26 protein-coding genes are annotated in these 26,732 nt (G+C 58.2%); 23 read left to right on the forward strand and 3 right to left on the reverse strand.

Annotation, left to right across the window (positions count from 1 at the left end; all coding sequences use genetic code 11):
• Nucleotides 1-26: 26 nt before the first annotated feature.
• The 3 genes from tldD (at nt 27) to topA (ending at nt 5,504) form a co-directional block, all read left to right on the forward strand.
• The gene (gene tldD / locus Q1A51_RS02965; protein ID WP_299603654.1) at nt 27-1,448 is read left to right on the forward strand and encodes a metalloprotease TldD; all 1,422 of its coding nucleotides are present in this window, start codon (nt 27-29) and stop codon (nt 1,446-1,448) included.
• Nucleotides 1,449-1,683: 235 nt separating this feature from the next.
• A complete protein-coding gene (gene dprA / locus Q1A51_RS02970; protein ID WP_299603657.1) occupies nt 1,684-2,835 on the forward strand; it encodes a DNA-processing protein DprA in 1,152 nt (383 codons plus the stop codon).
• Nucleotides 2,836-2,933: 98 nt separating this feature from the next.
• Nucleotides 2,934-5,504, forward strand: a complete 2,571-nt coding sequence (gene topA / locus Q1A51_RS02975) for a type I DNA topoisomerase (protein WP_299603661.1) — start codon at nt 2,934-2,936, stop codon at nt 5,502-5,504.
• 2 nt (nt 5,505-5,506) lie between these two features.
• Here topA and Q1A51_RS02980 read toward each other — a convergent pair whose 3' ends face one another.
• Nucleotides 5,507-5,953, reverse strand: coding sequence for a MarR family transcriptional regulator (locus Q1A51_RS02980; protein ID WP_299208996.1), 447 nt, complete (start codon nt 5,951-5,953; stop codon nt 5,507-5,509).
• 100 nt (nt 5,954-6,053) lie between these two features.
• Between Q1A51_RS02980 and Q1A51_RS02985 the strand changes: the two genes are divergently transcribed.
• From Q1A51_RS02985 to Q1A51_RS03005, 5 genes are all read left to right on the forward strand, one after another.
• Nucleotides 6,054-6,212 (forward strand): hypothetical protein, encoded by a 159-nt coding sequence (locus Q1A51_RS02985; RefSeq protein ID WP_299208993.1) that lies wholly within the window; start codon nt 6,054-6,056, stop codon nt 6,210-6,212.
• Nucleotides 6,213-6,454: 242 nt separating this feature from the next.
• The gene (locus Q1A51_RS02990; RefSeq protein WP_299603664.1) at nt 6,455-7,150 is read left to right on the forward strand and encodes a CoA transferase subunit A; all 696 of its coding nucleotides are present in this window, start codon (nt 6,455-6,457) and stop codon (nt 7,148-7,150) included.
• Between the two features lie 11 nt (nt 7,151-7,161).
• Complete coding sequence (locus tag Q1A51_RS02995) at nt 7,162-8,190, forward strand: PAS domain-containing protein (RefSeq protein ID WP_299208988.1); 1,029 nt, start codon at nt 7,162-7,164, stop codon at nt 8,188-8,190.
• 16 nt (nt 8,191-8,206) lie between these two features.
• Complete coding sequence (locus tag Q1A51_RS03000) at nt 8,207-8,833, forward strand: 3-oxoacid CoA-transferase subunit B (protein ID WP_299603666.1); 627 nt, start codon at nt 8,207-8,209, stop codon at nt 8,831-8,833.
• Nucleotides 8,826-9,116 (forward strand): GNAT family N-acetyltransferase, encoded by a 291-nt coding sequence (locus Q1A51_RS03005; protein ID WP_299603668.1) that lies wholly within the window; start codon nt 8,826-8,828, stop codon nt 9,114-9,116. The genes Q1A51_RS03000 and Q1A51_RS03005 overlap by 8 nt, the downstream gene beginning before the upstream one ends.
• A gap of 55 nt (nt 9,117-9,171) precedes the next feature.
• Here Q1A51_RS03005 and Q1A51_RS03010 read toward each other — a convergent pair whose 3' ends face one another.
• A complete protein-coding gene (locus Q1A51_RS03010; RefSeq protein WP_299604033.1) occupies nt 9,172-9,963 on the reverse strand; it encodes a lytic transglycosylase domain-containing protein in 792 nt (263 codons plus the stop codon).
• A gap of 385 nt (nt 9,964-10,348) precedes the next feature.
• On the opposite strand from Q1A51_RS03010, the gene Q1A51_RS03015 reads away from it, so the two are divergent.
• The 14 genes from Q1A51_RS03015 to Q1A51_RS03080 all read left to right on the forward strand — a co-directional run bounded on the left by Q1A51_RS03015 (nt 10,349) and on the right by Q1A51_RS03080 (nt 23,401).
• Nucleotides 10,349-10,552: a hypothetical protein gene (locus tag Q1A51_RS03015; RefSeq protein WP_299208980.1), complete on the forward strand. Its 204-nt coding sequence runs from the start codon at nt 10,349-10,351 to the stop codon at nt 10,550-10,552.
• A gap of 95 nt (nt 10,553-10,647) precedes the next feature.
• On the forward strand, nt 10,648-10,836 hold the full coding sequence (locus Q1A51_RS03020; protein WP_366523111.1) for a hypothetical protein: 189 nt from the start codon (nt 10,648-10,650) through the stop codon (nt 10,834-10,836).
• A 198-nt stretch (nt 10,837-11,034) separates the two neighbouring features.
• The gene (gene cpaB, locus Q1A51_RS03025; RefSeq protein ID WP_299208977.1) at nt 11,035-11,892 is read left to right on the forward strand and encodes a Flp pilus assembly protein CpaB; all 858 of its coding nucleotides are present in this window, start codon (nt 11,035-11,037) and stop codon (nt 11,890-11,892) included.
• A gap of 199 nt (nt 11,893-12,091) precedes the next feature.
• The gene (locus Q1A51_RS03030; protein ID WP_299603671.1) at nt 12,092-13,519 is read left to right on the forward strand and encodes a type II and III secretion system protein family protein; all 1,428 of its coding nucleotides are present in this window, start codon (nt 12,092-12,094) and stop codon (nt 13,517-13,519) included.
• A 10-nt stretch (nt 13,520-13,529) separates the two neighbouring features.
• On the forward strand, nt 13,530-14,195 hold the full coding sequence (locus tag Q1A51_RS03035; RefSeq protein ID WP_299208971.1) for an OmpA family protein: 666 nt from the start codon (nt 13,530-13,532) through the stop codon (nt 14,193-14,195).
• A 237-nt stretch (nt 14,196-14,432) separates the two neighbouring features.
• Nucleotides 14,433-15,671 (forward strand): AAA family ATPase, encoded by a 1,239-nt coding sequence (locus Q1A51_RS03040; RefSeq protein ID WP_299208968.1) that lies wholly within the window; start codon nt 14,433-14,435, stop codon nt 15,669-15,671.
• 23 nt (nt 15,672-15,694) lie between these two features.
• A complete protein-coding gene (locus Q1A51_RS03045) occupies nt 15,695-17,125 on the forward strand; it encodes a CpaF family protein (protein ID WP_299208966.1) in 1,431 nt (476 codons plus the stop codon).
• Between the two features lie 12 nt (nt 17,126-17,137).
• Entirely contained in the window at nt 17,138-18,103 is a 966-nt protein-coding gene (locus Q1A51_RS03050; protein WP_299208963.1) for a type II secretion system F family protein, read from the forward strand.
• A gap of 10 nt (nt 18,104-18,113) precedes the next feature.
• Nucleotides 18,114-19,094 (forward strand): type II secretion system F family protein, encoded by a 981-nt coding sequence (locus tag Q1A51_RS03055; protein WP_299603674.1) that lies wholly within the window; start codon nt 18,114-18,116, stop codon nt 19,092-19,094.
• Between the two features lie 76 nt (nt 19,095-19,170).
• Nucleotides 19,171-19,755, forward strand: coding sequence for a tetratricopeptide repeat protein (locus Q1A51_RS03060; RefSeq protein ID WP_299603676.1), 585 nt, complete (start codon nt 19,171-19,173; stop codon nt 19,753-19,755).
• Nucleotides 19,756-19,862: 107 nt separating this feature from the next.
• Entirely contained in the window at nt 19,863-20,726 is an 864-nt protein-coding gene (locus tag Q1A51_RS03065) for a tetratricopeptide repeat protein (RefSeq protein ID WP_299603679.1), read from the forward strand.
• A 3-nt stretch (nt 20,727-20,729) separates the two neighbouring features.
• Nucleotides 20,730-21,230 carry a prepilin peptidase gene (locus Q1A51_RS03070; protein WP_299603682.1) on the forward strand — a complete coding sequence of 167 codons (501 nt, stop codon included), beginning with the start codon at nt 20,730-20,732 and terminating at the stop codon, nt 21,228-21,230.
• Nucleotides 21,231-21,308: 78 nt separating this feature from the next.
• Entirely contained in the window at nt 21,309-22,616 is a 1,308-nt protein-coding gene (locus Q1A51_RS03075; RefSeq protein WP_299603685.1) for an ATPase, read from the forward strand.
• Nucleotides 22,613-23,401 carry an NAD(P)-binding domain-containing protein gene (locus Q1A51_RS03080; RefSeq protein WP_299603688.1) on the forward strand — a complete coding sequence of 263 codons (789 nt, stop codon included), beginning with the start codon at nt 22,613-22,615 and terminating at the stop codon, nt 23,399-23,401. The genes Q1A51_RS03075 and Q1A51_RS03080 overlap by 4 nt, the downstream gene beginning before the upstream one ends.
• A gap of 22 nt (nt 23,402-23,423) precedes the next feature.
• Here the strand turns inward: Q1A51_RS03080 and Q1A51_RS03085 are convergent, their stop codons facing one another.
• Nucleotides 23,424-23,981, reverse strand: a complete 558-nt coding sequence (locus Q1A51_RS03085) for a hypothetical protein (RefSeq protein ID WP_299603691.1) — start codon at nt 23,979-23,981, stop codon at nt 23,424-23,426.
• A 291-nt stretch (nt 23,982-24,272) separates the two neighbouring features.
• On the opposite strand from Q1A51_RS03085, the gene Q1A51_RS03090 reads away from it, so the two are divergent.
• Nucleotides 24,273-26,711, forward strand: coding sequence for a ligase-associated DNA damage response DEXH box helicase (locus tag Q1A51_RS03090; RefSeq protein ID WP_299603693.1), 2,439 nt, complete (start codon nt 24,273-24,275; stop codon nt 26,709-26,711).
• Nucleotides 26,712-26,732: the final 21 nt, after the last annotated feature.

A 26,732-nucleotide genomic window follows, 5' to 3' on the forward strand; every position in this document is an offset into this window, starting at 1 on the left:
CCCCACAGCACACCGGAGTATACCAAATGACCGACGCCCCTTTTGCACCGCTGGATCGGGATATTGACCGCACGGTGGCCTTGCAGGTGTTGCGCGACGCCACAGCTGGCGCGGACGACGGCGAGTTGTTCCTTGAACGCCGCCGATCAGAGGCACTGGTGTACGATGACGGTCGCCTGAAGACAGCCAGCTATGATGCAGCGCAAGGGTTTGGACTGCGCGCGGTAAGAGGAGAAGTGGCTGGATACGCACATTCCACCGAAATTTCCGAATCTGCGCTGCGCCGCGCGTCAGAGACTGCGCGCCTCGCTGTTGGGGACGGCGGCGGCACGCTGGCTGACGCACCACGACCAACCAACTCGCAACTCTATACTTCGGACGATCCGATCGCCGGGGCCAGCTTTCCGGTCAAGCTGGAGACGCTGAAGGAAATCGATGCCTATGTCCGCGATCTTGATTCGCGCGTCGTTCAAGTGTCAGCCTCCCTCGCCGCATCGATTCAGGAGGTCGAGATTTTGCGTCCCGAGGGTCATTCGGTGCGTGATATCCGCCCGATGACCCGGCTGAACATCTCGGTCATCGTCGAACAGAACGGGCGCCGTGAAAGCGGCAGCGCTGGTGGCGGTGGGCGCGTGGGCCTGGATGGCCTGGTCGACCGGAATGATTGGCAGGCCAAGGCACGTGAGGCACTTCGGGTCGCAGTGGTGAACCTGGATGCGGTCCCCGCCCCTGCTGGTGTTATGGACGTCGTTCTTGGTCCCGGCTGGCCCGGCATTCTTCTGCACGAAGCGATTGGCCACGGGCTTGAAGGAGACTTCAATCGCAAAGGCAGCTCGGCCTTTGCCGGCTTGATGGGCGAACGGATTGCTGCGCCCGGTGTAACGGTGCTGGACGATGGCACCATTCCAGACCGACGCGGGTCGATCACTGTGGATGATGAAGGCACGCCGTCAGGCAAGAATACCCTGATCGAGGATGGCATCCTAGTTGGCTATATGCAGGATCGCCAAAACGCCCGGCTGATGGGCGTTAAGGCAACGGGCAACGGGCGGCGGCAAAGTTACGCACACGCACCGATGCCGCGTATGACCAATACGTACATGTTGGCCGGCGACAGCACGCCAGAAGATATCGTGGTTGATCTCAAGGACGGGATCTATGCCGTGGGCTTCGGGGGCGGACAGGTCGATATCACCAATGGCAAGTTCGTGTTCTCCTGCACCGAAGCCTATCGCGTCGAAAACGGCAAGGTCGGCGCTCCTGTCAAAGGGGCAACCCTGATTGGCGACGGGGCCACGGCGCTGAAACAGATCCGCGGAATCGGAAACGACATGGCGCTCGATCCTGGTATGGGCAATTGCGGCAAGGCAGGTCAGTGGGTGCCAGTTGGCGTTGGGCAACCGACTCTGATGATTGGTGGACTGACCGTTGGGGGATCTGCGGCCTGAACGGGCACTGATTCCAATTGTTTAAAATGCATGAAGATTTTGCGCCTTCCCGCGGCTTCGGATGCGGGAAGGGAAGCACCATGTACTTGGGGCATTGGAAGAGAAACCGTTTTCGGATATAAATTTCACAACGAATTCAAAGCATAAGCGCGCGTATTGATATGAAACGACCAGTCTTCATGCGTTGTTAACCTTGCCGATTCTACAACGTTCTCAGCAACGGACGGAGCCTCGGATGACTGAAAAGGATACCCATCCTTCTTCCACTCACCCCCCACTCCCACCCACCTCGGAAGATGACCAGTTTGCCCGTCTCCGTCTGTTGCGCTCACGCCGGGTCGGCATTTCAACGTATAAACGCCTGCTGATCGAACACGGCACCGCGCAAAACGCGCTGGCCGCGCTGCCCCAGGTAGCGCGCGCCGCCGGCGTTGAGAATTACCAGATTTGTCCCGAAGGTGTCGTGCATGCCGAATTGAAGGCCGCGCGCGCAATCGGCGCACGGCTCGTAGCGTTCGGCAGCTCTGACTATCCTGCTCCCTTGAAGGAGCTGAGCGATGCGCCGCCATTCCTGTGGGTACTGGGCGAAACATCGCTGCTGAAAAAACCGATGATAGCGCTTGTGGGCGCACGGAACGCGTCCTCGCTCGGCACCCGCATGGCACGATCATTGGCTCGTGATTTGGGCGCCGAGGGGTATGTCGTGGTTTCTGGGCTCGCGCGCGGTATCGACGCCTCTGCGCATCTCGCCGCACTGACAACCGGCACTATTGCCGTGCAGGCAGGTGGCGTTGATACGATTTACCCGGCCGAAAACACTACTCTGGCAGAAGATATTGCCGCCAAGGGCGCACGCATCAGCGAGCAGCCCATTGGCCTTCAGCCGATGGCGCGGCATTTTCCCGCCAGAAACCGCATCATCTCGGGCCTGGCCCAAGCCACTATTGTCGTTGAGGCAGCGGCCAAGTCCGGCAGCCTGATTACAGCGCGGGATGCGCTTGATCTGGGCCGTGACGTTCTCGCGGTGCCGGGTCATCCCATGGATGCGCGCGCATCAGGGTGCAATATGCTGATCCGTGACGGGGCGACATTGGTGCGTAACGCGTCCGATGTGCTTGAGGCTTTGGCACCGATCGCACCCGCTGCTGCACCAGAATTGCCGATGCAAGCACCGAAAAGGGCTCCCAAGGACCGCCGCACACTTCAAGAAACGGCGGCGCTGCACCAGCAGGTTCTATCGCGCCTCGGCCCCTCCCCCTTAGCCGAAGATCAGTTGATCCGGGACCTTGGTGCACCTTCAGCGGCTGTCGCACCGGTGCTTGTGGAACTCGAGCTTGATGGCGTCATTGATCGCGCCCCGGGTGGCCTTCTGACCCGCGCCAGTTGATCGCACCCCGTTGGACCATGTTGACATTCGGGACTTGCACCCCACATGTTGCGCCGCCATAGAGCAGCAAATTATCCCGTTTGAGGTCACCCCAGTACATGCCTGTCGTCGTTGTTGAATCCCCTGCCAAAGCCAAGACGATCAATAAGTATCTGGGCGACGACTATACCGTTCTGGCCAGCTACGGACACGTGCGCGACCTGCCCCCCAAGGACGGATCCGTCGACCCAGACAATGAATTCGAAATGCTGTGGGAAGTGGCCTCCGACAGTAAAAAACACATGAAAGCCATCGCGGACGCGCTGAAGGACGACAACGCCCTGATCCTCGCAACCGACCCCGACCGCGAAGGCGAAGCAATTAGTTGGCACCTGCAAGAGGCGCTGACCAAGCGCAAGTCGATCAAGAAGGACACGGACGTCAAACGCGTCACATTCAACGCCATCACAAAGACCGCTGTGACCGAAGCGATGCAGAATGCGCGTCAGGTCGATATGCCATTGGTCGAAGCGTATCTGGCGCGCCGCGCGCTTGACTATCTGGTCGGCTTCAACCTGTCGCCGGTTCTGTGGCGCAAGCTGCCCGGTGCCAAATCCGCTGGGCGCGTTCAATCTGTTTGCCTGCGCCTCATCACCGAACGCGAGATGGAAATCGAAGCATTTCGTGCCCGCGAATACTGGTCCGTCAAAGCCGTTCTTGCGTCCCCGCGGGGACAGGAATACGAGGCGCGCCTCGTCAATCTGGCAGGCAAGAAGCTCGAGAAATACGATCTGGAGAACCAGACGCAGGCGGAAATGGCCCAGCAGGCTATCACCAGCCGCGACCTGAAAATCCAGTCGGTCGAGGCAAAACCCGCCTCCCGCAACCCGTCTGCCCCGTTCATGACGTCGACCCTGCAACAGGAAGCCAGCCGCAAATTCGGTATGGGCGCACGACAGTGTATGTCGTCGGCCCAGCGGCTCTATGAGGCGGGCTACATTACCTATATGCGGACAGACGGCATCGATATGGCGCCCGAAGCCGTGCAAAACGCTCGGGACGCGATCAAAGATCGCTATGGCGCTGAATACGTGCCCGCCCAACCGCGCATGTACAAAAACAAGGCCAAGAACGCTCAGGAAGCCCACGAGTGTATCCGCCCCACGGACATGGCGCGCGATGCGGCCAGCCTGAAAATCACCGACGACGATCAGCGCAAGCTCTATGACCTGATCTGGAAACGGACCCTCGCCTGCCAGATGGAAGGCGCACGGTTGGAACGCACCACGGTCGAGATCGGCAGTGATGATGGTCAGGTCGTGCTACGATCCACCGGTCAGGTTGTTCTGTTCGATGGCTTCCTGCGCGTCTACGAAGAGGGCCGCGATGATGATGTTGTGGATGATGACGACAAGCGCCTGCCACAGCTGAGCGAAGGCGAAAGCGCCGACAAGCGCACGGTCACGCCTGAGCAGCATTTCACCCAGCCCCCGCCCCGCTATACCGAGGCGACGCTGGTTAAGCGCATGGAAGAGTTGGGCATCGGCCGCCCATCGACCTATGCCAGCATCGTGACCACGATCCAGGACCGCGAATACGTCCGCAAGGATCGCAACCGCCTGATCCCAGAAGACAAGGGGCGGTTGGTGATCGCCTTCCTCGAAAACTACTTCCGCAAATATGTCGGCTACAACTTTACTGCCGGGCTTGAGGAAGAGCTGGACGACGTCAGCGCAGGGGACCGGAATTACAAGGACGTCTTGGGTCGCTTTTGGCAGGATTTTTCAGCTGCAATTGCCGAGACATCCGAACTGCGCATCACGGATGTGCTGGAAAAGATCAACGAGGTACTGGAACCGCATCTGTTCCCACCATTGGAAGATGGAGGCGACCCACGTCTGTGTCCGAATTGCGGACTTGGCCGTCTTTCGATGCGCACTGCACGTTCGGGTGGCGCATTTATCGGCTGTTCGAACTATCCCGAATGCCGTTACACCCGCCCGTTTGGCCCGCCGGATCCAGAAGCCGAAGCCAGTGCCATCCCGCCCGAGGGCAAGCTGCTGGGTGAAGATCACGGTGACGAAATCCGCATATTCAAAGGTCGCTTCGGACCTTACGTGCAACGCGGAGCGATCACTGAAGAAAATAAAAAACCACCACGCCAGTCGATCCCCAAGGATTGGACGCCCGAGGAACTGGAGCTGGACCGTGCAGTCATGCTGCTGTCCCTGCCCCGCGAACTGGGGCCACACCCCGAAGACGGGATTATGGTCTGGGCCAATATCGGGCGCTATGGTCCGTATCTGAAACATGCGGAAAGCACGTCTGATCGCGGCGGCACCAATGCAAATCTCGAAAGCATTGATGAAGTGTGGACCGTCGGCATGAACCGTGCAGTCCAATTGCTGGCCGAAAAGGTGGCTAGTCGGGGCGGGCGTGGTGCCGCTGCAAAACCGTTGCACGAATTGGGCGAACACCCGGATGAAGGCGGACCGGTCAACGTGATGAAGGGCAAGTACGGCCCTTACGTCAAATGGGGCAAGGTCAACGCCACGATACCCAAAGGGACCGAGCCAGAAAACGTGACCATGGATATGGCCGTTCAATTGATCGCGGAAAAGGCACCCAAGAAGAAGACCACGCGCAAAAAGGCTGCTCCGAAAAAGAAAGCGGCCAAGAAAAGCGCCTGATCTCAGTCCTTGATTTCCAGCGCCTCGACACGGTCAGCGACCTTGCCGAGGAGCCTGATCAACTCGTCCTGCTCTGTGACTGTCAGGGCAGATAAAAAGATTCCCATGTCTGTCAGGTCCTGATCATGGATGGCATCCGCAATCACCTGCCCCTCGGGCGTCAGGGTTAACTGATATGCGCGTCTGTCTCCGGTGCATTGCCTGCGTTCAATCCAGCCGCGATTGATCAGGCGCCCAATCACACTGCTGGCCGTGGTCGCGGCGATACCGAGTGATCCGGCCACAACAGATGCACGCACACCCGGATCAGCGCGCACCATGCCCAGCGTGTGAAAGTCCAATGGATTGAACTTGATGATGTGCTGATGCTCGGGCCCGGTCCGCTCACTGATCAGCATGACGCGCATCACCGTTTTCACGTGGCGCAGAAGTTCGTGTTCCTTGGTCATCCCTAAAAATTGCGCAGACCTCTTGAACCTGCAAGGGGGCTTCCTAAATACTACGATAATCGCAGCAAAAACTGCGAGAATCGTAGCAAAGGAAACGACCATGAAACGCTCGATCATTGCAACTGGTGTCGCACTTGCCCTGGTGTTTGGGGCAGTCACGTCTTCCGCAGCGATGACCTACACCTTCCCGCCGGATGTTCCCGTCCGTAGCGATGTAGATGGTGGTACCCAGACAAACTGGGTGTTTGAAAACTCGTAATTGGCGACAAGAACACAGCGCGCCCGGTTCACCCCGGACGCGCTTGATCAGCCCTAGGGCAGGTCCGCAATTCCAAGTTCCATCGGCGCGATTGTGAATTATTCCACATCACCATTCCGGAGAGTCGCCAGCATGGTGTAATATATCGCGCACGCTCCCCTCTTCGTTGACTTTGACAGTGCATACATTCACATACTGAAGCCAGTGCGACTGCCCTCCCACGGGCTCTCTTGGGGAATAACATGAAGAAAATTTACGGCTCAGCTTCTGAAGCGTTGGATGGGCTTTTGTTTGACGGCATGTTCATTGCGGCGGGGGGATTTGGTCTGTGCGGCATTCCCGAGCTTCTGTTGGACGCAATCAAGGATGCGGGCACCAAGGACCTGACCTTTGCGTCAAACAATGCCGGTGTGGATGATTTCGGCATTGGTATCCTGTTGCAAACACGCCAGGTCAAAAAAATGATATCGTCCTACGTGGGCGAAAACGCTGAGTTCATGCGCCAATACCTGTCCGGCGAGCTTGAGCTTGAGTTCAATCCCCAAGGCACACTGGCCGAGCGCATGCGCGCGGGCGGTTGCGGCATTCCCGGGTTTTATACCAAAACTGGTGTCGGAACCGTCATCGCCGAAGGTAAGGAACACAAGGACTTCGGCGGCGAAACATACATTATGGAAGAAGGCATCTTTGCCGATCTTTCCATCGTCAAAGCCTGGAAAGCCGATGAAACGGGCAACCTCGTGTTCCGCAAGACGGCCCGTAACTTCAACCCGCCCGCTGCAATGTGTGGCAAGGTCTGTATCGCGGAGGTAGAAGAGATTGTTTCGACCGGCAGCCTTGACCCTGACAGAATCCACCTACCTGGTATCTATGTCCACCGCCTGATCCAGGGCGAACATGAAAAGCGCATCGAACAACGGACAACGCGCGCCGCGTGAGGAACCAGGCCATGCCTGACACCATCGAAGAACTACTGCAGGACGACAAATCCTTTGATGGGTTTTCGCGTGCACAGGTTGCCATGGTGGTGACCAATCCGCACCTCGAAGACAATCCAATTGTCTACGTGAACCAGGCATTCACCCGTTGCACTGGATATGCGCGATCTGCATCAATTGGGCGCAACTGTCGTTTCCTGCAGGGTGAGGGAACACTCAAATCTGATGTGGACAAGTTGCGCGCGGGCGTCGAATCCGAAGAAAGCGTCACCGTTGACATTCTTAACTACCGCGCAAATGGCGATCCTTTCACCAACCGTCTTATCGTTGCACCCGTTCATGATTCACGCGGCGAAACCCAGTACTTCGTGGGTATCCAGAAAGAGCTGCGTCAAAATGAGATGGCGAGCAGCGCCGAGGAAGTAAATGCGCAACTGATCGAAATTCAGAACCGCGTTGCTTCTGACCTTTCAATGATCATCGGCATGATCCGCCAGCAATCCGGATCCACGTCTGTGCCCGAGGATTTTGCAGCGCTCAGCCGCCGGATTGAAACGCTCCAGCTGCTCTACGAAGAAATGAAGCTTAGCGATCAGCAATCCAACCGCGACCGCATACAGATGGGCAGCTACCTGTCCCGCCTGTCAGCCGCCATCGCGCATATAGAAGGGCGCTCCGGCATCCGGGTATCGCTGCAGATTGAATCGCTGGAAGTGCCGATCGAAACAGCGACGCGGGTCGGCTTAGTCCTGTCCGAACTGCTTACAAACGCATTTCAGCACGCCTTTGATCGCATCGACATGGGTTTGGTCGAGGTGCGGATGAGCAGGCTGAGCGCCGGTGGCCTGCGTCTGATCGTGGCCGACGACGGCGTGGGCATTCCAGCAGATATGGAATGGCCCGACAGCAAGACTGTCGGAGGCCGTATTGTGTCTGGTCTAATCGAAGGGCTAGAAGGTACATTGCACCTGGGCCGTGGCGCCGCAGGAAGCTTTGTTACCATTGACGTGCCCGCCGGCGCGGCACTCACCGACGAATAGTGAATAAGGACAATCGATGCCCTGGGATCGCAACCAAATGGCGGCGCGTGCCGCGCAGGAACTTGAAGACGGCTGGTATGTGAACCTCGGGATTGGGATTCCCACCCTGGTGTCGAACTATATACCCGACGGGATCGAGGTTACTTTGCAGTCCGAAAATGGCATGCTTGGCATGGGCCCTTTCCCCATTGAGGGTGAAGAGGACGCCGATCTGATCAACGCAGGCAAGCAAACAATCACCGAACTACCCCAGACCGCGTATTTTGACAGCGCGCAAAGCTTTGGCATGATCCGGGGCGGCAAAATCGCCATGGCAATCCTTGGCGCAATGGAAGTGGCCGAAAACGGCGATCTGGCCAACTGGATGATCCCCGGCAAGCTGGTCAAGGGCATGGGGGGCGCCATGGACCTTGTTGCTGGCGTCGGTCGTGTTGTGGTGGTCATGGATCACACCAACAAACATGGCGACAGCAAAGTGCTCAAGGAATGCACGCTCCCGCTTACAGGGAAAGGCGTTGTTGATCGCATCATCACGAACCTTGGTGTACTGGATGTGGTTGATGGTGGCCTAAAGATCGTCGAGGTTGCCGAAGGCGTCACCGAGGACGAATTGAGCGCCGCCACGCAAGCGACCCTTGTCTGAGTTTGACATTCGCCGGGAAGAAGACGGGTCAAAAGGCCGATATGTCCTGACCCGTGATGGCGCAGAGGCGGAACTGACCTATTCGATCCTGTCGCCTCAGACGAGGATTGCGGATCATACAGGTGTACCAGATGTCATGCGTGGCACCGGTGCCGGGCAAGCGCTGGTGAAAAGGCTCGTCGAAGATGGGCGGGCGGAAGGATGGAGGATTGTCCCTCTCTGTCCGTTCGTGAATGCCCAGCGGGCAATGCATCCCGATTGGGCCGACGCGTTTAATGTCTGACAGTAAAGATTTGCATTAGATAATACGGACAGGCGTTTTGCCCGGTTCCAGCATGTCAGTTCAATGCCGCAAACACGCACCCGTCTGTAACAAGTTCCGGTGGTGTCACGCACAGGCCCTTCGCGACCTGAAATGTCGCCAGCACCTTGGGCACGTAATCCCGCGTCTCTGCAAAGGGTGGAACACCCTGATGGGTTCGTACAGACCCCTCGCCCGCATTGTACCCTGCAAGCACAAGCACAGGATCACGTTCAAACGTATCCATCAGCCAATCCAGGTATTTGACACCACCTGCAATGTTCTCGGCGGGGACAAAACTGTCCTGCACCCCGAAACGCGCGGCCGTATCGGGCATCAACTGCATCAAGCCCTGCGCCCCTGCCCCGCTCAGCGCATCCGCCTTGCCCGCAGATTCCACCATCATTACGGCCAGCACCAAAGCAGGCGAGACATCCGTGCCGATGGTTGCCTTGAGAATGTCGATGCCCTGCGCCTGGGCCAAGGCTTGCATTTGTTGCAGACGCGGCACAGGAACCGGCTGTTCCGCCCGGGCCAGCGCTCTCAGCGCCTCATCCAACCGGCCAGGACCCGCCTTGTCCATCTCGGGCGAGATGTCCTGCCAGAACCAATCAAAGCGCGTAGTTGGCGTCTTGGGGGCGGTGGCAACATCGGATGCTTCAGGCACACTTGCTTCGGTCGCTAGCGCTTCGGGGTCGATCTGCACCGTGATCCGTTTCTTCGTTCCCGGCTGCGGCGGTTTCACGCGCTTGGCAGAGAAATCTTTGAAGGGCGGCGGATCATCAGCAAATGCATTGCCACACATCAGTGCAAGCGCTGCCAGAAGCATTACAGACAAACGAACCATGAAACTGCTCTCACTTTTGCGCCCGCTCTTTGGCCGGCTTTCTAAAATTATCGCAAAAATCCGGGTTTCAGGCCAGTCTGCACCGCGAAAAAATGGCAAAGCTGCCACATTTGCCATGCCGATTAACGAAAATTACACCAATTGCAGGTCGCCCTCAAAAATTATCCCTTAAAAAACAACATCTTAAAAAAACACTTCGAAAAAGTCTAACCGAGACGTGAAATCCTCAATTTGCCGTCAAATTCGTGCCCCAATCCCCCGACTATATAGCGGCATACCAAGTCGGACACGGGCCAATGAGAGAGAGCGGCTCACAAAGGACGGCGAGGTTAATGTAAATCTACTGATCCTTTGGAGGGACACTATCATGATCAAATTTATCAAAAACTTCCGCAAAGACGAAAACGGTGCCGTGACTGTTGACTGGGTTGTTCTGACCGCAGCCGTTGTTGGCCTGGCGATCGCAGCCTACACTTCGATCCAGTCCGGTGCAGAAGACCTGACAGCCGCCACCGAGACGTTCCTTGGTGAGCAAACTGTTGGTTCGATCGGCGCACCTGCTGGCGAATAATAGTTCCGGCGTAATCGTCTGAACAAAGGGGCCGTGACCGCAACCGGACGCGGCCCCTATTTTAATTGAAGTCATTCGAGCATGTGTAGAGGTTGATGATGATCCAGTTCCTGAAAAACTTCGGACGCAGTGAACGCGGTGCAGTGACAGTCGATTGGGTTGTTCTGTGCGCGGCAGTCGTCGGCTTGGCAATTCTCATCGTCACGACCATGCAATCTGGCGCATTAACGCTGGCAGGCAATGTCGGAACATTCTTTGATGCTCACTTCTTCGCTGGGGAATAGTCCAGCACAAGAAGCCGTTTATGGTCAAAGGCCCGGCCGCTATATGCGCGCCGGGCCTTTGCTTTTTTAAACAAATACCGACCTGAATGCCTCGTGCCTTCCTCACCCCTTCCCAGAAATCGCCACATTCTTCCGTTAATAAAGTCGCAAGAGGTTCCGCCCGTTCCGGAGTAGGAGCCCAAGCAATGAGGTAATGAAATGCGACTGGTATTCGGATTGGTCTTGCTCGCGGGCATCGCGCTGGCGGGCGGGGCTGTTTACATGGCCAAAAACTATATCGGGAAGTATCAGGTGGCCTTGGCCGCCGAACGCGCCCAACGCGAGAAAATCGTACCGACGATTCCGGTCTATGTCGCGGACCGTCAACTAAAGTACGGTGAAGCGCTAACTGCTGAAGATGTGCGTGCCGTGGATTGGCCCGAAACGTCCGTGCCCGAAGGCGCGTTTACCGAAGACAACCCTCTCTTTCCCGACGGCGTGACCGAACACCGCGTTGTTCTCCGCACAATGGAGAAGCACGAGGCGGTCCTTGCCGTCAAAGTGACGGAACCTGGTGAAGAAGCCGGCCTGACATCTCGTCTTGAGCGCGGCATGCGCGCATTTGCCATTCGAGTCGACGTTGCAACCGGTGTTTCCGGATTCCTGCGCCCCGGTGACCGAGTGGATGTGTATTGGACCGGTCGAGTCGACAGAACCCTGGATCAAAGCCGCGGCGAAGTCACCAAGCTGATCCAGCCCGCCATCAAATTGATTGCCATTGACCAGAACGCTGCCGGAGACGTCGATGGCACGGTCATTGCGCAGACCGTGACGGTCGCCGTCGCCCCGGCACAAGTAGCTAAGCTGGCTCAGGCACAATCCACTGGACGCCTTTCACTGTCCCTCGTCGGAGCCGAGGACGACACCGTCGCAGGTGCCATCGAAGTGGATCAACGCGCCCTTCTTGGCATCGAAAGCAAAGCCGTGAAGGTCGAAGTGGAAGAAGAAAAGACCTGTTCGATCCGGACGCGCCGCGGCGCGGACGTCGTACAAATTCCGATCCCCTGCACCAACTGATTGCCCCCATTTCAATCACTTACACCGGCGTCACCTCTTGTGGCGCCGGTTTTCAACTTTACCTTCTGTTGCCAGTTGTCCACATAAAAGAATCACCTGAACCCATTGATTCTTGCAAAAAAATCTAAACTGCCGCATGGTATCAAGCATCACGGGCATCAAGACCCGGCATCGAGGCGTGATCAAAAAGGCAGGTCACATGAAAATTGACGGATTCTTCAAGGCGGCCCTTCTGGGGCTGTGTTTTGCTGCAGGCCCCATTGTAGAAGTGGCGCAGGCAGAAAACTTGCGGGTGGTACGCAAGTCCACAGATTCGACCCTGAGCGTGCCGATGAACCGCGCGGTCGTGGTCGAAAGCGAAACAGCATTCGCCGAACTGAGTATCGCCAACCCGGCGATCGCAGATATCTCATCGCTCAGCGACAAGACAATCTATGTCTTGGGCAAGGCACCGGGCCTGACGACGCTCACTCTGCTGGATGCAAACGGTCGACTGATCACAAACGTGAACGTGCGTGTGTCGGCAGACATCTCCGAATTCAAAGAGCGGTTACGCCAAATCTTGCCCGGCGAGAAGATTGAAGTGCGGACCGCCAATGACGGTATCGTATTGTCCGGCATAGTATCGTCCAGCGCGCGCCTGCAGCGGGCCCTGGATCTGGCGGAACGCTACGCCGAAGGACGCGTCAGCAACCTGATGAGCGTTGGCGGCATTCAGCAGGTATTGCTGAAGGTGCGCTTTGCTGAAATGAACCGCAGCGTGTCGAAGTCGCTCAGCTCGTCCCTGTCCTTGAACGGAAGCCTGTTTTCCGGTGACGTTGACGTAAACGGTGGATCCGGGACAACGGTGGGATCCGGGGCGCTGCAACGGTCACTTGACAACCTCGTACCAGCCACCAACGAAAACAACGGCGCAATCGTCTTTGGCTTCAATGCCGGAAGCACGCGCGTCGGCCTTTTGCTGGAAGCCCTTGAAACCAAAGGGGTTGTGCGCACTTTGGCTGAGCCAAACCTCGTTGCCCTATCAGGTCAAGAGGCACGTTTTCTCGCCGGTGGTGAATATCCGGTTCCGATTGCACAGGAAGACGGCGTTATCACCGTTGAATTCAAACCCTTCGGTATCCAGCTGAGCTTTATCCCCCGGGTTGTCGACAAGGATCTGATCAACCTGGAACTTGAAGCAGCCGTGTCCGACATCGACCCGAACAACGGCCTGTCCTTCGATGGCTTCACCATTGATGCATTCAGCCGCCGCGAAACCGCGACAACGGTCGAATTGCGTGATGGTGAAAGCTTTGCGATTGCTGGTCTACTCGAAGACAACTTTATCGACGAGAACCAGCAACTGCCATGGCTCGGTGATGTGCCGGTATTGGGCGCCCTCTTCCGGTCAGCGTCCTATCAGCGCGACCAGTCAGAACTGGTGATTATAATCACCGCACACCTCGTTTCTCCGGTTCGTGGCGATGCACTGGCGCTGCCAACGGATCGGATCAAACCTCCAAGCGAGCGGGACTTGTTCCTCTTCGGTCGGACCGCCGCCGGCACACGAGCGCCCGAACAGGGCGGTGCAGGCGAGGTTGCCAAGCAGGACTTCTCCGGCTCATATGGATACGTGTTGGACTAAGGACAGGATCATGAAACCGATCTTCACCGTCGCATTGGCAAGCAGTTTGGCCCTTGGTGCCTGCACAGCATCCAATGATCCCGTCTATACACAGTTCTACCGCGAAGCGGGTGCAGTGGTAGATACGGGCCAGTTTGGAAACTCCACGGCAAACAATACGCTGATCCTGACGGGCGAACGCCAGTACACGTTCGATCTGGCGCGTCGTTTCGCATCAGAGGTCGGCACGACTGTCAATTTCGCGTTCAACTCTTCGCAACTTGATGCGGGTGCGCGTGATGTTCTTAGAGAACAGGCAATCTGGATCCGCCAATTCCCTGAGATCCGATTCCGCGTTTATGGGCATACGGATGCAGTTGGATCCGCTGCCTATAACAAACGTCTGGGCCTTGCCCGCGCAAACACGGTTGTACAATACCTCAGCACCCAAGGGATCAGCCGGTCACGCCTTGAGGCCGTGGCTTCGTTTGGCGAAACCCAGCCTTTGATCGTGACCCAAGGCCGCGAACGGCGCAACCGTCGCACCGTGACAGAGGTGAGTGGGTTCGTACAATCGCATCCCACCGTCCTGGATGGTAAATATGCTCAAATCATCTATCGCGACTATGTTGAATCGGCTGTAGCGCCCACTGGGCTGACCGGCACAGCCGGCGCCGATCTCAGAACCGAACAGTAGCAAAACTCCTGTCCATCTACGTAGGGGGCCCGCAGACAATCCTGTCTGCGGGCCCCTTATCGTTCTGAGATACCCAACAATTGGAGCTTTTTGGCCCAAATCTCGCCTGAATTCGTTGCGACAACTGCCCCTGAGGACACGTATGCCCGGCAAAAGCACCGGGTGAGGGCCGCAGCATCCACATGCCGAAACGGCAAAACCGGATGCCACGCCCATTGAGCAAAGGACGAGTGGGCAATGAGCAGCGCAATGCCGCAACCAGAAACTGCACCAATCACGGCCTGTACCATCAGCCGTGATGTTCAGAATTTCGACTTGTTGATCGAGGACATGGAGCAAGCACTGGGCGAAGCCTGGGGCGATCTTGGTTTTGCCGAAGCCTTGGCCTTTTTCAATCAACCCGATGCCGAAGCCATGGAATTTGTGGCGCTGGCACTGAATGAAGAAGACGAAGACAACCTCGTTCTTCTGGGCGAGATCATCACCCAAGCCAAAGCCCATGGCATAAAGGTGATCCTGATCGCCGAAGACGTCACGCCTGCATCCTTGCATCAGCTGCTGCGCCAAGGGGCTGACGAGTTTGTCCCCTACCCGCTTCCCGAAGGCGAATTACAGCAAGCGATAGATCGCCTGAAATCCAGTGGGCAACCTCAGCCTGCCAATGATGAGAAGACTGCAAACCTAAAATCCGGTGCGGATAAACAAGGTGCCATCTTTGTGTGTCATGGTGTGGCCGGAGGGACAGGCGCCACGACGCTGGCTGTAAACCTCGCTTGGGAATTGGCGTTGCTGTGTGACGGCGATACACCCTCAGTCTGCTTGTTGGACCTTGACTTTCAGTTTGGCTCGACCTCGACCTATCTCGATCTGCCGCGGCGCGAAGCCGTATTTGAAATGCTGTCGGACACCGAAAGCATGGACGACGAAATCTTTGGCCAATCGCTTTTGACATTCGAAGAAAAATTGCAGGTGCTGACGGCACCGGCTGACATGATCCCACTGGATCTTGTCGCACCCGAAGACGTGAGCCGGGTGATTGAAATGGCACGTGCGCATTTCGACTATGTCGTAGTCGATATGCCTTCGACGCTCGTCCAGTGGACAGAAACCGTACTGACCGCATCGCATCTCTATTTCACCACGCTTGAGATGGATATGCGATCGGCCCAGAACACGCTGCGTTTCAAACGCGCCCTGCAAGCCGAAGACCTGCCCATCGAAAAGCTGCGCTACGTGCTGAACCGTGCACCGAAGTTCACCGATCTGGGAGGCAAAGCCCGGGTCAAGCGCTTGTCTGAAAGTCTGGACATCTCGGTCGAGGTGCAATTGCCGGATGGTGGCAAGCCGATCAGCCAAGGCGCTGATCATGGCGTGCCGCTGGCAAGCTCGGCCACCAAGAACCCGCTGCGCCGCGAAATCGCCAAGCTGGCCGCATCCATCCACGAACTCAGCGAGGACCACGCCAAAGCGGCGTGATCCGTTAATCGGAGGATCCCTCGATGTTTTCCAAGTACAAAAAGGCCGAACCCAAGCCAGTCGCAGCGCCGGCGGAAAAGGTCGCGGAATTGCCCAAGGCCGACGAGAAGCCCAAGATTGCGCGCAAGGCGAACCCATCCCAACCCGCGACCGTCACTCCGATGGACAAGGAACGCAAGCGTAAGGAACGCATGGGCGAGATCAAACTCGAACTGCACCGCGCGCTGTTGGACAACCTGAACCTGGCGGCCCTCGAACATGCGACCGAACAGGACCTGCGCCAGGAAATCAGCGCCATTTCGTCCGAGGTTCTGACGGAAAAGAACATCATCCTGAACCGTGAGGATCGCCAGACCCTCAACCAGGAACTGTTTGACGAAGTGACGGGGCTCGGGCCCCTTGAAACGCTTTTGAAAGACGAAAGCGTCAACGATATTCTGGTCAACGGCCCGCAGCAGATCTTTGTTGAGCGGTCGGGCAAGCTGGAACTGACCGACGTCACGTTCAAGGACGAACGCCACCTGCTGCGCATCATCGACAAGATCGTGAGCGCTGTGGGTCGTCGTGTCGACGAATCCAACCCCTATGTGGACGCCCGTTTGCAGGACGGCTCGCGTTTCAATGCCATGGTGCCCCCCATCGCGGTGGACGGCAGCCTCGTCTCCATCAGGAAGTTCAAAAAGGATAAGCTGGGTATCGATGACCTGGTCAATTTCGGTGCTTTCACCGAAGAGATGGCCGCCTATCTGCAGGCTGCGGTCGCCACACGGCTGAATGTGATCGTGTCGGGCGGTACCGGGTCCGGGAAAACGACCACTCTGAATGCGCTGTCGTCCTTCATCGACAATGCCGAACGTATCCTGACAATCGAGGATACGGCGGAACTCCAGCTGCAACAGACCCATGTGGGCCGGATGGAAAGCCGCCCGCCCAACGTCGAAGGCAAGGGCGAGGTGTCCCCACGCGATTGTCTGAAAAACGCGCTGCGTATGCGCCCCGACCGCATCATCGTGGGCGAAACGCGAGGCGAGGAAGTCATCGACATGCTCCAGGCCATGAACACCGGCCACGACGGGTCCATGACCACGATCCACGCCAACTCCGCCCGCGATGGGGTCAGCCGCCTGGAGAACATGATCGCCATGGCTGGGATCGAAATGCCGCTCAAGGCGGTGCGCTCGCAAATCTCCTCGGCTGTGAACCTGATCGTGCAGGCCTCGCGTCTGCAGGACGGCTCGCGCCGCATGACGTCGATCACCGAGATCACCGGCATGGAGGGCGACGTGATTTCCATGCAGGAAGTGTTCCGCTTCCAGCGCGTGGGCCTCACGCCCGACAACAAGATCATAGGTCACTTCACCGCCACAGGCGTGCGCTCGCACTATTCCGAACGCTTCCGCATGTGGGGCTATGACCTGCCCGCATCCATCTACGAACCCGTCGCCGCCCAATAAGGATCCGAAGCCATGAGTGCAGAACCAATTATCTACGGCCTGATCTTTATCGGCGTTCTGGTACTGGTCGAAGGCCTGTACCTTGTCGCCTTTGGTAAGTCGATCAGCCTCAACAGCCGTGTGAACCGCCGCCTTGAAATGCTGAACAAGGCCGGGGGTCGCCGCGAGGAAGTGCTCGAACAACTCCGCAAGGAGATGCAGCAGCACATGGGCGCGCGGTCCATCCCGCTCTATTCGCTGCTGGCGGACAAAGCGCAAAAGGCCGCCATTGCATTCACGCCTCAACAGCTGATCATGATCATGGGTGGCCTGTCAGTGGTGGCCTTTGTCGGGCTCAGCGTGGGGACGGAAACAGACACGCCCGTGCGCATCCTCATGTCCATCGGCATCGGCATCGGTGCGGTGTATTTCTGGGTGTCGTCCAAGGCCAACAAACGGCTCAGTATGCTCGAAGAGCAACTGCCGGACGCTGTTGAGCTCATGGTGCGCTCCTTGCGCGTCGGTCACCCGTTCAGCTCGGCCATCCAGATCGTATCGAAAGAGGTGCAGGACCCCCTGGCTTCGGAATTCGGACTTATCGCCGATGAGAGCGCCTTTGGCCGTGACGTGGGCGAAAGCCTCAAGGACATGGCCGAACGGCTCGACATGCAGGATTTGCGCTTCCTGTCAGTCGCGGTGACGATCCAACAGCAATCTGGTGGTAACCTTGCTGAAATCCTCGCCGGTCTGGCCAAGGTGATCCGCGCCCGCTTCCGCCTGTTCCGCCGGGTCAAGGCGATCACGGCCGAAGCCAAGTGGTCAGGTAAATTCCTGTCTGCCTTCCCTATCGTGGCGCTGATCGTGATCAACGTGACCGATCCGCACTATTACGACGACGTGCGCGACCATGCCTATTTCATTCCCGCCTGCTTTGCCGTGGGTATCTTCCTGGCCGCAAACCTCATGGTGATGCGCGTCCTGACCAACATCAAAGTGTAAGGAGCTTGCCATGGACGCCCTACTGCAACCCATAACGGATGCGCTTGGCCCGCTTGGCTTTATCGTGCTGGCTGGCGTGCTCGGTGTGATGATGGTCGCAATCGTGATCATCATGATGCTGCGGCAACCCGAGGACCCGCTGACCAAGCTCAAGAAGTCGAGCCAGATGGCAACCGCCAGTGGCCCGAACAAAGAGCGCCTGCGCCAGGGCTCGCGCAACGAGCAGCTTGAACGGTTCTCGAAATTCCTTGAACCCGAGGATGTGGCCGAACTGTCCAAACGGCAATTGACCCTGCGTCAGGCGGGCTACCAGTCCCGTGACGCGGTGCGCATGTTCCACGCGGCCCAGTTCCTTCTGGGTGTCTTCGGTCTCGCGTTGGGTGTTGTTTACACCAACTTCATTGTTGGTACGGACAACATGACGACCCAAAAAATCATCATGTTCACCATTGGTCCCGGTGGCGCAGGCTACTACCTGCCCCAGTATTGGGTGACGCGCCGCGTCGAAAAGCGGAAGGAAGAGATCACGCAGGGCTTCCCTGACTCTTTGGACATGCTTCTGGTTTGCGTCGAAGCGGGTCAGTCTCTGGATCAGGCCATCACCCGCGTCGCCTCAGAATTGCGGGCGTCCTACCCCGCATTGGCCGATGAATTCATGATTGTCAGTCTTGAAATGAAGGCCGGTAAGGACAAGGTGACCGTGCTGAATGACATGGGCGAACGCTGCGGCGTGCAGGACGTGGCCAGCTTCGTGACCGTGCTGGTGCAATCCGCCAGCTTCGGTACGTCGATCGCCGAGGCGCTGCGGGTCTACGCGGGCGAGATGCGTGACAAGCGTGTCATGCGCGCAGAAGAGGCCGCCAATAAACTGCCAACCAAGATGACGCTTGCCACAATGATGCTGACAGTGCCGCCTTTACTTATGATCCTCGTGGGGCCATCTGCGCACGGCATTACGCAATTTGGCAACATGAGTTCACTCGGCAACTAGGCCAACGGCCTGACCCGTGCTACAACGCTTGCACCGCGCGTCCTTTTCGGGCGGGCGGTGCAGTCAATAATGAGACGTGGCAAAGACCACCATGATCACAGGCATCCGGGTATTCCTTGCCCTTCCCCTCACATTCGCCCTAACCGCTTGTGGAGAGCCGGGCATCGACGCTTCGCAGACCGGGCCGTTTGCCCCGGGCGTCGACCGCCGCGCAAATGGGGTCGACGGTGTTGAAGTGGGCCACCGCCTCATTGCCGCGGGCGAATTTGAACTGGCCATCAAATCCTTTAATCGCGCCGCACTTGACCGGGGCGGGTTTGATGCTGAAATCCTGTCCGGCCTCGGCACTGCCAATCTCGGGCTTGGCAGATTGAACCAGGCTGAAAAGCTCTTGCGCCGCGCCACCACCGAATATGATCCGGTCCCCTCTGATCTGAACAACCTTGGGGTTGTGTTGATGGAACAGGGCAAAACGGCCGAAGCCGTACAGATCTTTCGCCGTGCATTCGCATTGGATGACGGAGAAAGCACACTTATTCGGGATAATTTGCGCTTGGCACTCGCAAAATCTGAAAATTCTGTTAGCGTAGCGCCCAATGAGAACCAGTATAAACTGGTCCGTCGAGGCAGCAGCGACTTTTTGATCCGCACTGCATCTTGATTTTTCCGCCTTCGGGTGGGTTTGAGGCTGCGCTATCATGGGCGCAAAAGGGATGCGACCGGGCAGCAAAAAGCACGGCGCGAACGAGCAGGAAAAAGGACGCAAACATGCGCCACTCCGTATTCATGGCCGTCGCTCTTTCGAGCGCTATGGCCCTTGCCGCTTGCGATCAGAAAAACGCCGAAGAAACCGTCGAACGGGCCTTTCAGGACGTGAACGTCGTGGATGAAAGCGACCTGAACGACGTCATGCTGACTGTCGCGGACCCGAACGAAGCGGTGGCCCACTTCAGCCGCACAAGCAAAGAAAACCCGGGCCGGATTGACGCGCAGCGCGGCCTCGCCATCAGCCTCGTGCGAGCCAAACGCTATACCGAGGCCAGCTCGGCCTACGCAAGACTGGTGAAACTTGACGGGGTCACGAATGACGACCGCGTGGATTTTGCGGACGCGCTCCTGCGTTCGGGCGACTGGGCCCGCGCCGAGGAAGAGCTGGACAAGGTCCCCCCGACAGTCGAAACCTTCAAACGCTACCGCCTCGAAGCACTTGTCGCCGACAGCAACCAGGAATGGAAGAAGGCTGACAGTTTCTATGAAACCGCCGTAGGCTTGACCACGCGCCCCTCCGGCGTGTTGAACAACTGGGGTTACTCCAAGCTGACGCGCGGCGATTTCGGCGATGCCGAACGGCTGTTCACCGATGCGATCCGTCAGGATCCCAGCCTGTTCACAGCCAAGAACAACCTGATCCTCGCCCGTGGCGCCCAGGGCAACTACAGCCTGCCGGTGATCCCCATGGATCAGACGGAGCGTGCGCAATTGCTGCATACATTGGGTCTCGCGGCGGTCAAACAGGGCAACCTCGAAACAGGCAAGGGCCTGTTGCGCGATGCCATCGAAACCCACCCGCAGCACTTCGAGGCGGCAGTTCGGTCGTTGCGCGCGCTCGAGAACAACGTCTCGAACGGGTAAGACATGATTGCGCTTTCGGCCACGGTGGCCCTATGGTTCCTGCCGCTGCTGGTTCCGCTCTGCCTGTATGTCGCCTATACCGACCTGGCAGAAATGCGGATTACCAATCCAACGGTGCTTGCGATGGCCGCGATCTTCGCGGCCATGGGGCCATTCCTCTACCCGATGGACGCCTATCTGTGGCAGCTCGCCCATCTGGCCATTGTTCTCGTCGTCGGCATGATCCTGAACGCTGCTGGAGCCATGGGGGCGGGTGACGCCAAGTTCCTCGCCGCAGCCGCACCATACGTGGCGCTTGGGGATATTCGTATGCTTATGGCACTCTTTGCCACCGTCCTTCTGGCAGCATACGCGGTCCACACCATCGCAAAACGCACCCCTTTACGCACATTCGCCCCCAATTGGGCCAGTTGGAGCCAGGAAGGGCGCAAATTCCCCATGGGATTTGCACTGGGCCCTACCCTTGCGATCTATCTCGGGCTGGCGGCGCTGTACGGCTCTTGACCTCTTAAAGCCATATTTTGGCCGAAGTGCTGCGCTAGACCACACACAACAATACGCAGCAGAACACAGGCCCGCCTCATGAACATGCAAGTCTCGGACGTGATTGCGCCCCCGGCTCCCAAACGGCTGGAAGAGATGAAACTGCCCGTGGTGATGATGCGGGACATCTTGCTGAAAACCATGTTCCGAAAGAACCTCGACATGGTGTCCGACCTCAGCCCGGCGCTGTGTTTGCCCATTCCGGTTGTCCAGGAACTCATCGACATGTGTCGTGACCAGCGGCTGATGGAGGCGACTGGTACGCTCAATGCCAACAATGGCAATGAAATGGGCTATCAACTGACGGACAGCGGCAAGGCACGCGCCCTGGATGCGTTGGCCCAATCTGAGTATTTCGGCGCCATGCCCGTCCCGCTGGAAGTTTACCGCGCACAGGTGAAACGCCAATCCATCCGCAACATCATGGTCACACGGCAACAGCTAACCGGTGCGATGGGCCACCTCGTCCTGCCCGATGACCTTCTAGACCAGCTTGGCCCAGCGGTCAGCGCAGGCCGGTCGATCCTGATGTATGGCCCCCCCGGCAACGGTAAATCGTCCATCTCAAACGGCATCCGCGATGCGCTGGGGGACAACGTCTATGTCCCGCGTGCCATCGAATATGCGGGTCAGGTCATCACGGTCTATGACCCGATCGTGCACGTGCAGGCCCCGGAAGAGGCACAGGACCCCAACTCGCTGCGGCGCACCACGCCTTATGACAAGCGCTACGTCAAATGCGAACGCCCCACGGTGATCACAGGGGGTGAACTGTCGCTGGACATGCTGGACCTCGTCTACAACCCCACGGCGCGGACCTACCAGGCGCCTCTGCAGCTGAAGTCCACCGGCGGCATCTTCATCGTGGACGACCTTGGCCGTCAGGCCGAACCGCCACAAGCGCTCGTCAACCGCTGGATCGTCCCACTCGAAGAATCCAAGGACATCCTCGCCCTGCAATCAGGTGAGAAATTCGAGGTACCCTTCGACACGCTGGTCGTCTTCTCGACCAACTTCCACCCGAACGAAATCTTCGACCAAGCGGCCCTGCGCCGGATCTTCTTCAAGATCAAGATCGACGGCCCGAACCAGGCGAATTTCCTGAAAATCTTTGCCATGGTGGCCAAGAAGAAAGGGATGGCCCTGAACGAAGAGGCGCTCGTGTACCTGCTCAAGGTCAAGTATCCGACGATCGACAACATCTACGCCAACTACCAGCCAAACTTCCTGGTGGATCAGATGGTCGCCACCTGCAATTTTGAAGGCATCCCGCTTCAGATGACGCCCGAACTGATCGACCGGGCGTGGGCCAACATGTTCGTCAAGGACGAACATATCGTCAAATGATCGGCCTCGCGGGCTGCGGACGCATGGGGCTGCCAATGCTGGCCGCCCTGCGCGACGGGGGCGCGCACGTCAAAGGCTTTGATGTGGTGGACAAGGGCCTGTCTGACACAACCACCAACATCATGGCCTTTGCCCCCGAGGTGGAAACCCTGTTTTCCGTTGTCCGGGACGAAGGTGAAACCAATGCTCTTTTGTTTGACACCCAGAACCTGATGGGCACCGCACCCAAGCTGCGGCGCGTCTTCATCTGCTCCACGCTGTCGCCGCGCTATATTCTTGGCCTGCGCAACAGAGTTCCAAGCCACATCACCCTGATCGACGCGCCGATGTCCGGTGCGGTCATCGCCGCCGAAAACCGCACGCTCAGCTTCATGCTCGGTGGCACACAGTCTGACATCGACGATGCCAAGCCCCTGCTCGCGCTCATGGGCCAACACTTTCACCACATGGGCGCCTATGGTGCCGGGATGCAGGCCAAGGTGCTGAACAACCTGCTCGCGGCATCTCACACCGCCATGACCCGGCTTGTGCTGGACTGGGCGGACGAGGCCGGGCTGGATACCCAACACCTCCTGAACCTGATCGAAACGTCGTCAGGACAAAACTGGCTCACCTCCGGATTCGACACGATCGAGTTCGCGAAACACGGCTACGCCCCCGACAACTCCATAGGCATCCTGGTCAAGGATGTATCAGCCGCCCTCGACGCCGCCCCGGACGGCGCCGACACGTCGCTCCCGAGACAGGTGCAGGCGACAATCCGATCCTTGAAACCACGCAGTTGACCAAATCAGCAACACCTGCCGCTCAGCGCTTCATCGCTGCCTGCAGGATATCTGTTACCTCGTTCTTCCACTTGGACCATTTCGCATAGTGGATGGGCTGCACAGGCGCGTATTCTGCGTCATATGCAAGGGGATCAGCACCACAGTCCAAAAGATGTCGCACGACCGGGGGCGATGAAATCATCGCAGCGCGGTGCAATGCGGTCTCGTCCAGCGCATGACGAAAATTCACGTCCACTCCGGCCTCAATCAGCCTGTCAATCCAGCCGGTGACGTCCTTCGTGCTCAAGGCGGGCGGAAATTGCCTTTCCATTTCCAACAACAATTTCAACGGGCCGTATCCTTCGTCGTCACAAAAGTTGACCGGTACCCTTTGGGCCAGCACCCAATCAAAAACTGTGTAGTGGCACGCATGTATGGCATGGGTTATCCATGATCGCGTGAACGTCGTGTCCTGCCCAAACGGAAAAGGTGGATACGCCTCGGCAACAAACTTTAAAAAGGCGAGGTCGCCTTCAGACATCGCGGCATAGACTTCGTCGAAAAAATCCATCGTCTCACCGCGTTCAATCTCTGACATGGGCAATCACTGACACAGCCACGAAAGCACCAAGCGAAAGCATATGTACCGACCAGAACCAGCGTCGGCGCCCCACCGCACGTTGCGTTAACCCCACCCGTACCGCCCGATGGGGGTGCACAAGGGGTGTACGGATGCTGCACGCGGGGTGACACCCTGCCTTACACCCTTAAACTCCATGAATACCGGGTAAATCCCGCACGAATCGGCTCCATCTTCCCTGTTTCAAAAAAATCCCCGCCGGAGGCTCCCGCACTTCCCACGCGCGCCACACCCGCTACATTGCGTCTCATGACCACCCTCCCCCGCATCTTCACCGATTGGTTCACCTCCAAAGGTTGGAGCATCCACCCCCACCAGCAAGAGATGCTGGAACGCGCAAACGATCCCGCCCTCCTGCTCATCGCCCCCACGGGCGGCGGCAAGACGTTGGCTGGTTTCCTGCCCACATTGGCCGATCTGTCGGAGAACGATCACGAGGGGTTACACACTCTCTACATCTCTCCACTCAAGGCATTGGCCGCTGATATCAAACGAAATCTCCGTACACCTGTCGCGGAAATGGGCCTCGACATCCGGATTGAGGACCGCACTGGCGACACCTCCGCCACCCAGAAGAAACGCCAGCGCGCTGACCCGCCCCATATCCTGCTGACCACCCCCGAAAGCCTCGCGCTACTCACCAGCTACGAAGACGCGCCGCGCATGTTCGCGGGCCTCAAGCGGGTAATTGTCGATGAAATCCACGCGCTCGCGGAAAGCAAACGCGGCGACCAGATGTTCCTCGCCCTGTCGCGGCTTCAAGCCCTGCGCCCCGATCTCAAACGTGTGGGCCTTTCAGCAACGGTCGAGGATCCACAGGCTATCGCCCACCTGCTGGCGAAACACCCCGATCCCTGCGACATACTCCATGCTGACCCGGGCCCCCCGCCAGATATCCAGATGTTGGTGACAGACGAACCTCCCCCCTGGTCTGGCTCGGGGGGCAAGTACGCCATCCCTGCGGTGCTGGAAGAGGTCAAGAAGCACAAGACAACCCTCATCTTCCACAACACCCGCGCCCAGGCGGAGCTTTATTTCCACAACATTTGGCTCGCCAACGAAGACCAGTTGCCGATCGGCATCCACCACGGCTCTCTCGACCGCCAACAGCGCGAGAAAGTCGAACAGGCCATGATTGATGGGCAGCTCAAGGCCATCGTCTGTACCGGCACGCTCGACCTCGGCATAGACTGGGGCGACGTCGATCTTATCATCCAAGTCGGTGCCCCAAAGAACGTCAAACGCCTGGTGCAGCGTATCGGTCGCGCCAACCACCGATACAACGCGCCGTCGAAAGCCCTTTTGGTACCCGCAAACCGCTTCGAAGTGGTCGAATGCGTGGCCGCCTTGGACGCCGTGAAAGAAGGCGCGCTTGACGGCGACCCACGCGGCCATGGCCCCCGCGACGTGCTTTGCCAACACATCCTGATACGCGCCTGCGCGGGCCCGTTCGATGCGGATGCCCTCTTTAACGAAATATCAACCACGGGCGCGTATACGTCTCTGTCTCGCGCAGAATTTGATGCCTGCCTCGATTTCTGTGCCACCGGTGGTTACGCCCTGCGCGCCTACGACCAATGGAAGCGGCTGCAACAACGCCCTGACGGACAGTGGCAACTCCGCGATCCCCGCAGCGCCCAACGCATCCGTATGAACATCGGCACCATTCAAGACACCGACACGCTCAAGGTGCGCTACAAGGGCCGAGGGGGCAAACCTTTAGGCGAGATAGAGGAAGGTTTCGCCGCCTCTCTTACCCCGGGCGACACATTCCTGATCGGCGGGCAGATCGTCCGGTACGATTCCTTGCGCGAAATGACCGTCCAGGTGACCCGCGATGCGGCCAAGAGGCCAAAGATCGCCACCTTCCTCGGCACCAAGTTCGCCACCTCCACCCAGCTCAGCCACCGCATCATCGAGATGTTCCAGCAAGACACATGGCTCGCCCTACCGCCACACACATCCGAGTGGCTGACCCTCCAACGCCAAGTCAGCCGCTTGCCCGAACCGGGTCGCCTGCTGATCGAAAGCTTCCCACATGACAACCGTATCCACACAGCTGTCTACGGCTTCGCAGGCCGCAACGCGATGCAAACACTGGGACTTCTTTTGACCAAACGGATGGAGGAAACGGGCCTGAACCCCCTTGGGTTCCTCGCCACCGACTACGCCACGCTCATCTGGGGCCTGAACAAGATCACCGACCCTGCCCCGCTCTTCGACATCGACGCTCTGCGGGACGGGCTCGACCGCTGGCTTGCAGGCAACGCCGTTATGAAGCGCACCTTCCGCGCGTCGGCCACAATCGCCGGATTGATCGAACGCAACCTGCCCTCCAACCGCAAGACCGGACGACAAGCCACCTTCAGCTCCGACATCCTCTACGACACGCTGGCGAAGTATGACCCGGACCACCTCATGCTGCAGATCACACGCGAGGAAGCGATGCGCGGCCTTGTCGACTTTGGCCGGATCGAGGAAATGTGCGCCCGCATCGGCACCCGCATCGACCTGACAGAACATGATCGCGTCACGCCTCTCGCAGCCCCCCTGATGCTTGAAGTGGGCCGCGTCCCCATCAAAGGCCTCGCCGAAGAAAAACTGCTCGCCGAAGAAGCAGAACGGCTGATGACCACCGCAGGCTTACCACCTGAGCCCAAGAAAAGGGAATGGCGCGTTCCGTTCTAACCTCAGCCTTCTTCCGACCCA

Origin of the sequence: uncultured Tateyamaria sp., from assembly GCF_947496075.1 — a bacterium.
Classification (GTDB): domain Bacteria; phylum Pseudomonadota; class Alphaproteobacteria; order Rhodobacterales; family Rhodobacteraceae; genus Tateyamaria.

Bases quoted from the DNA above. Each gene is read 5' to 3' on its own strand.
- Q1A51_RS03070 (WP_299603682.1), top strand. From the start codon at position 20,730: ATGATTGCGCTTTCGGCCACGGTGGCCCTATGGTTCCTGCCGCTGCTG.
- Q1A51_RS03050 (WP_299208963.1), top strand. From the start codon at position 17,138: ATGAGTGCAGAACCAATTATCTACGGCCTGATCTTTATCGGCGTTCTG.
- tldD (WP_299603654.1), top strand. From the start codon at position 27: ATGACCGACGCCCCTTTTGCACCGCTGGATCGGGATATTGACCGCACG.
- Q1A51_RS02985 (WP_299208993.1), top strand. From the start codon at position 6,054: ATGAAACGCTCGATCATTGCAACTGGTGTCGCACTTGCCCTGGTGTTT.
- Q1A51_RS03000 (WP_299603666.1), top strand. From the start codon at position 8,207: ATGCCCTGGGATCGCAACCAAATGGCGGCGCGTGCCGCGCAGGAACTT.
- Q1A51_RS03065 (WP_299603679.1), top strand. From the start codon at position 19,863: ATGCGCCACTCCGTATTCATGGCCGTCGCTCTTTCGAGCGCTATGGCC.
- Q1A51_RS03045 (WP_299208966.1), top strand. From the start codon at position 15,695: ATGTTTTCCAAGTACAAAAAGGCCGAACCCAAGCCAGTCGCAGCGCCG.
- Q1A51_RS03040 (WP_299208968.1), top strand. From the start codon at position 14,433: ATGAGCAGCGCAATGCCGCAACCAGAAACTGCACCAATCACGGCCTGT.
- Q1A51_RS03030 (WP_299603671.1), top strand. From the start codon at position 12,092: ATGAAAATTGACGGATTCTTCAAGGCGGCCCTTCTGGGGCTGTGTTTT.
- Q1A51_RS02990 (WP_299603664.1), top strand. From the start codon at position 6,455: ATGAAGAAAATTTACGGCTCAGCTTCTGAAGCGTTGGATGGGCTTTTG.
- Q1A51_RS03035 (WP_299208971.1), top strand. From the start codon at position 13,530: ATGAAACCGATCTTCACCGTCGCATTGGCAAGCAGTTTGGCCCTTGGT.
- Q1A51_RS03020 (WP_366523111.1), top strand. From the start codon at position 10,648: ATGATGATCCAGTTCCTGAAAAACTTCGGACGCAGTGAACGCGGTGCA.
- Q1A51_RS03090 (WP_299603693.1), top strand. From the start codon at position 24,273: ATGACCACCCTCCCCCGCATCTTCACCGATTGGTTCACCTCCAAAGGT.
- cpaB (WP_299208977.1), top strand. From the start codon at position 11,035: ATGCGACTGGTATTCGGATTGGTCTTGCTCGCGGGCATCGCGCTGGCG.
- Q1A51_RS02995 (WP_299208988.1), top strand. From the start codon at position 7,162: ATGCCTGACACCATCGAAGAACTACTGCAGGACGACAAATCCTTTGAT.
- topA (WP_299603661.1), top strand. From the start codon at position 2,934: ATGCCTGTCGTCGTTGTTGAATCCCCTGCCAAAGCCAAGACGATCAAT.
- Q1A51_RS03075 (WP_299603685.1), top strand. From the start codon at position 21,309: ATGAACATGCAAGTCTCGGACGTGATTGCGCCCCCGGCTCCCAAACGG.
- Q1A51_RS03080 (WP_299603688.1), top strand. From the start codon at position 22,613: ATGATCGGCCTCGCGGGCTGCGGACGCATGGGGCTGCCAATGCTGGCC.
- Q1A51_RS03085 (WP_299603691.1), bottom strand. From the start codon at position 23,981: ATGTCAGAGATTGAACGCGGTGAGACGATGGATTTTTTCGACGAAGTC.
- Q1A51_RS02980 (WP_299208996.1), bottom strand. From the start codon at position 5,953: ATGACCAAGGAACACGAACTTCTGCGCCACGTGAAAACGGTGATGCGC.
- Q1A51_RS03010 (WP_299604033.1), bottom strand. From the start codon at position 9,963: ATGCTTCTGGCAGCGCTTGCACTGATGTGTGGCAATGCATTTGCTGAT.
- dprA (WP_299603657.1), top strand. From the start codon at position 1,684: ATGACTGAAAAGGATACCCATCCTTCTTCCACTCACCCCCCACTCCCA.
- Q1A51_RS03055 (WP_299603674.1), top strand. From the start codon at position 18,114: ATGGACGCCCTACTGCAACCCATAACGGATGCGCTTGGCCCGCTTGGC.
- Q1A51_RS03015 (WP_299208980.1), top strand. From the start codon at position 10,349: ATGATCAAATTTATCAAAAACTTCCGCAAAGACGAAAACGGTGCCGTG.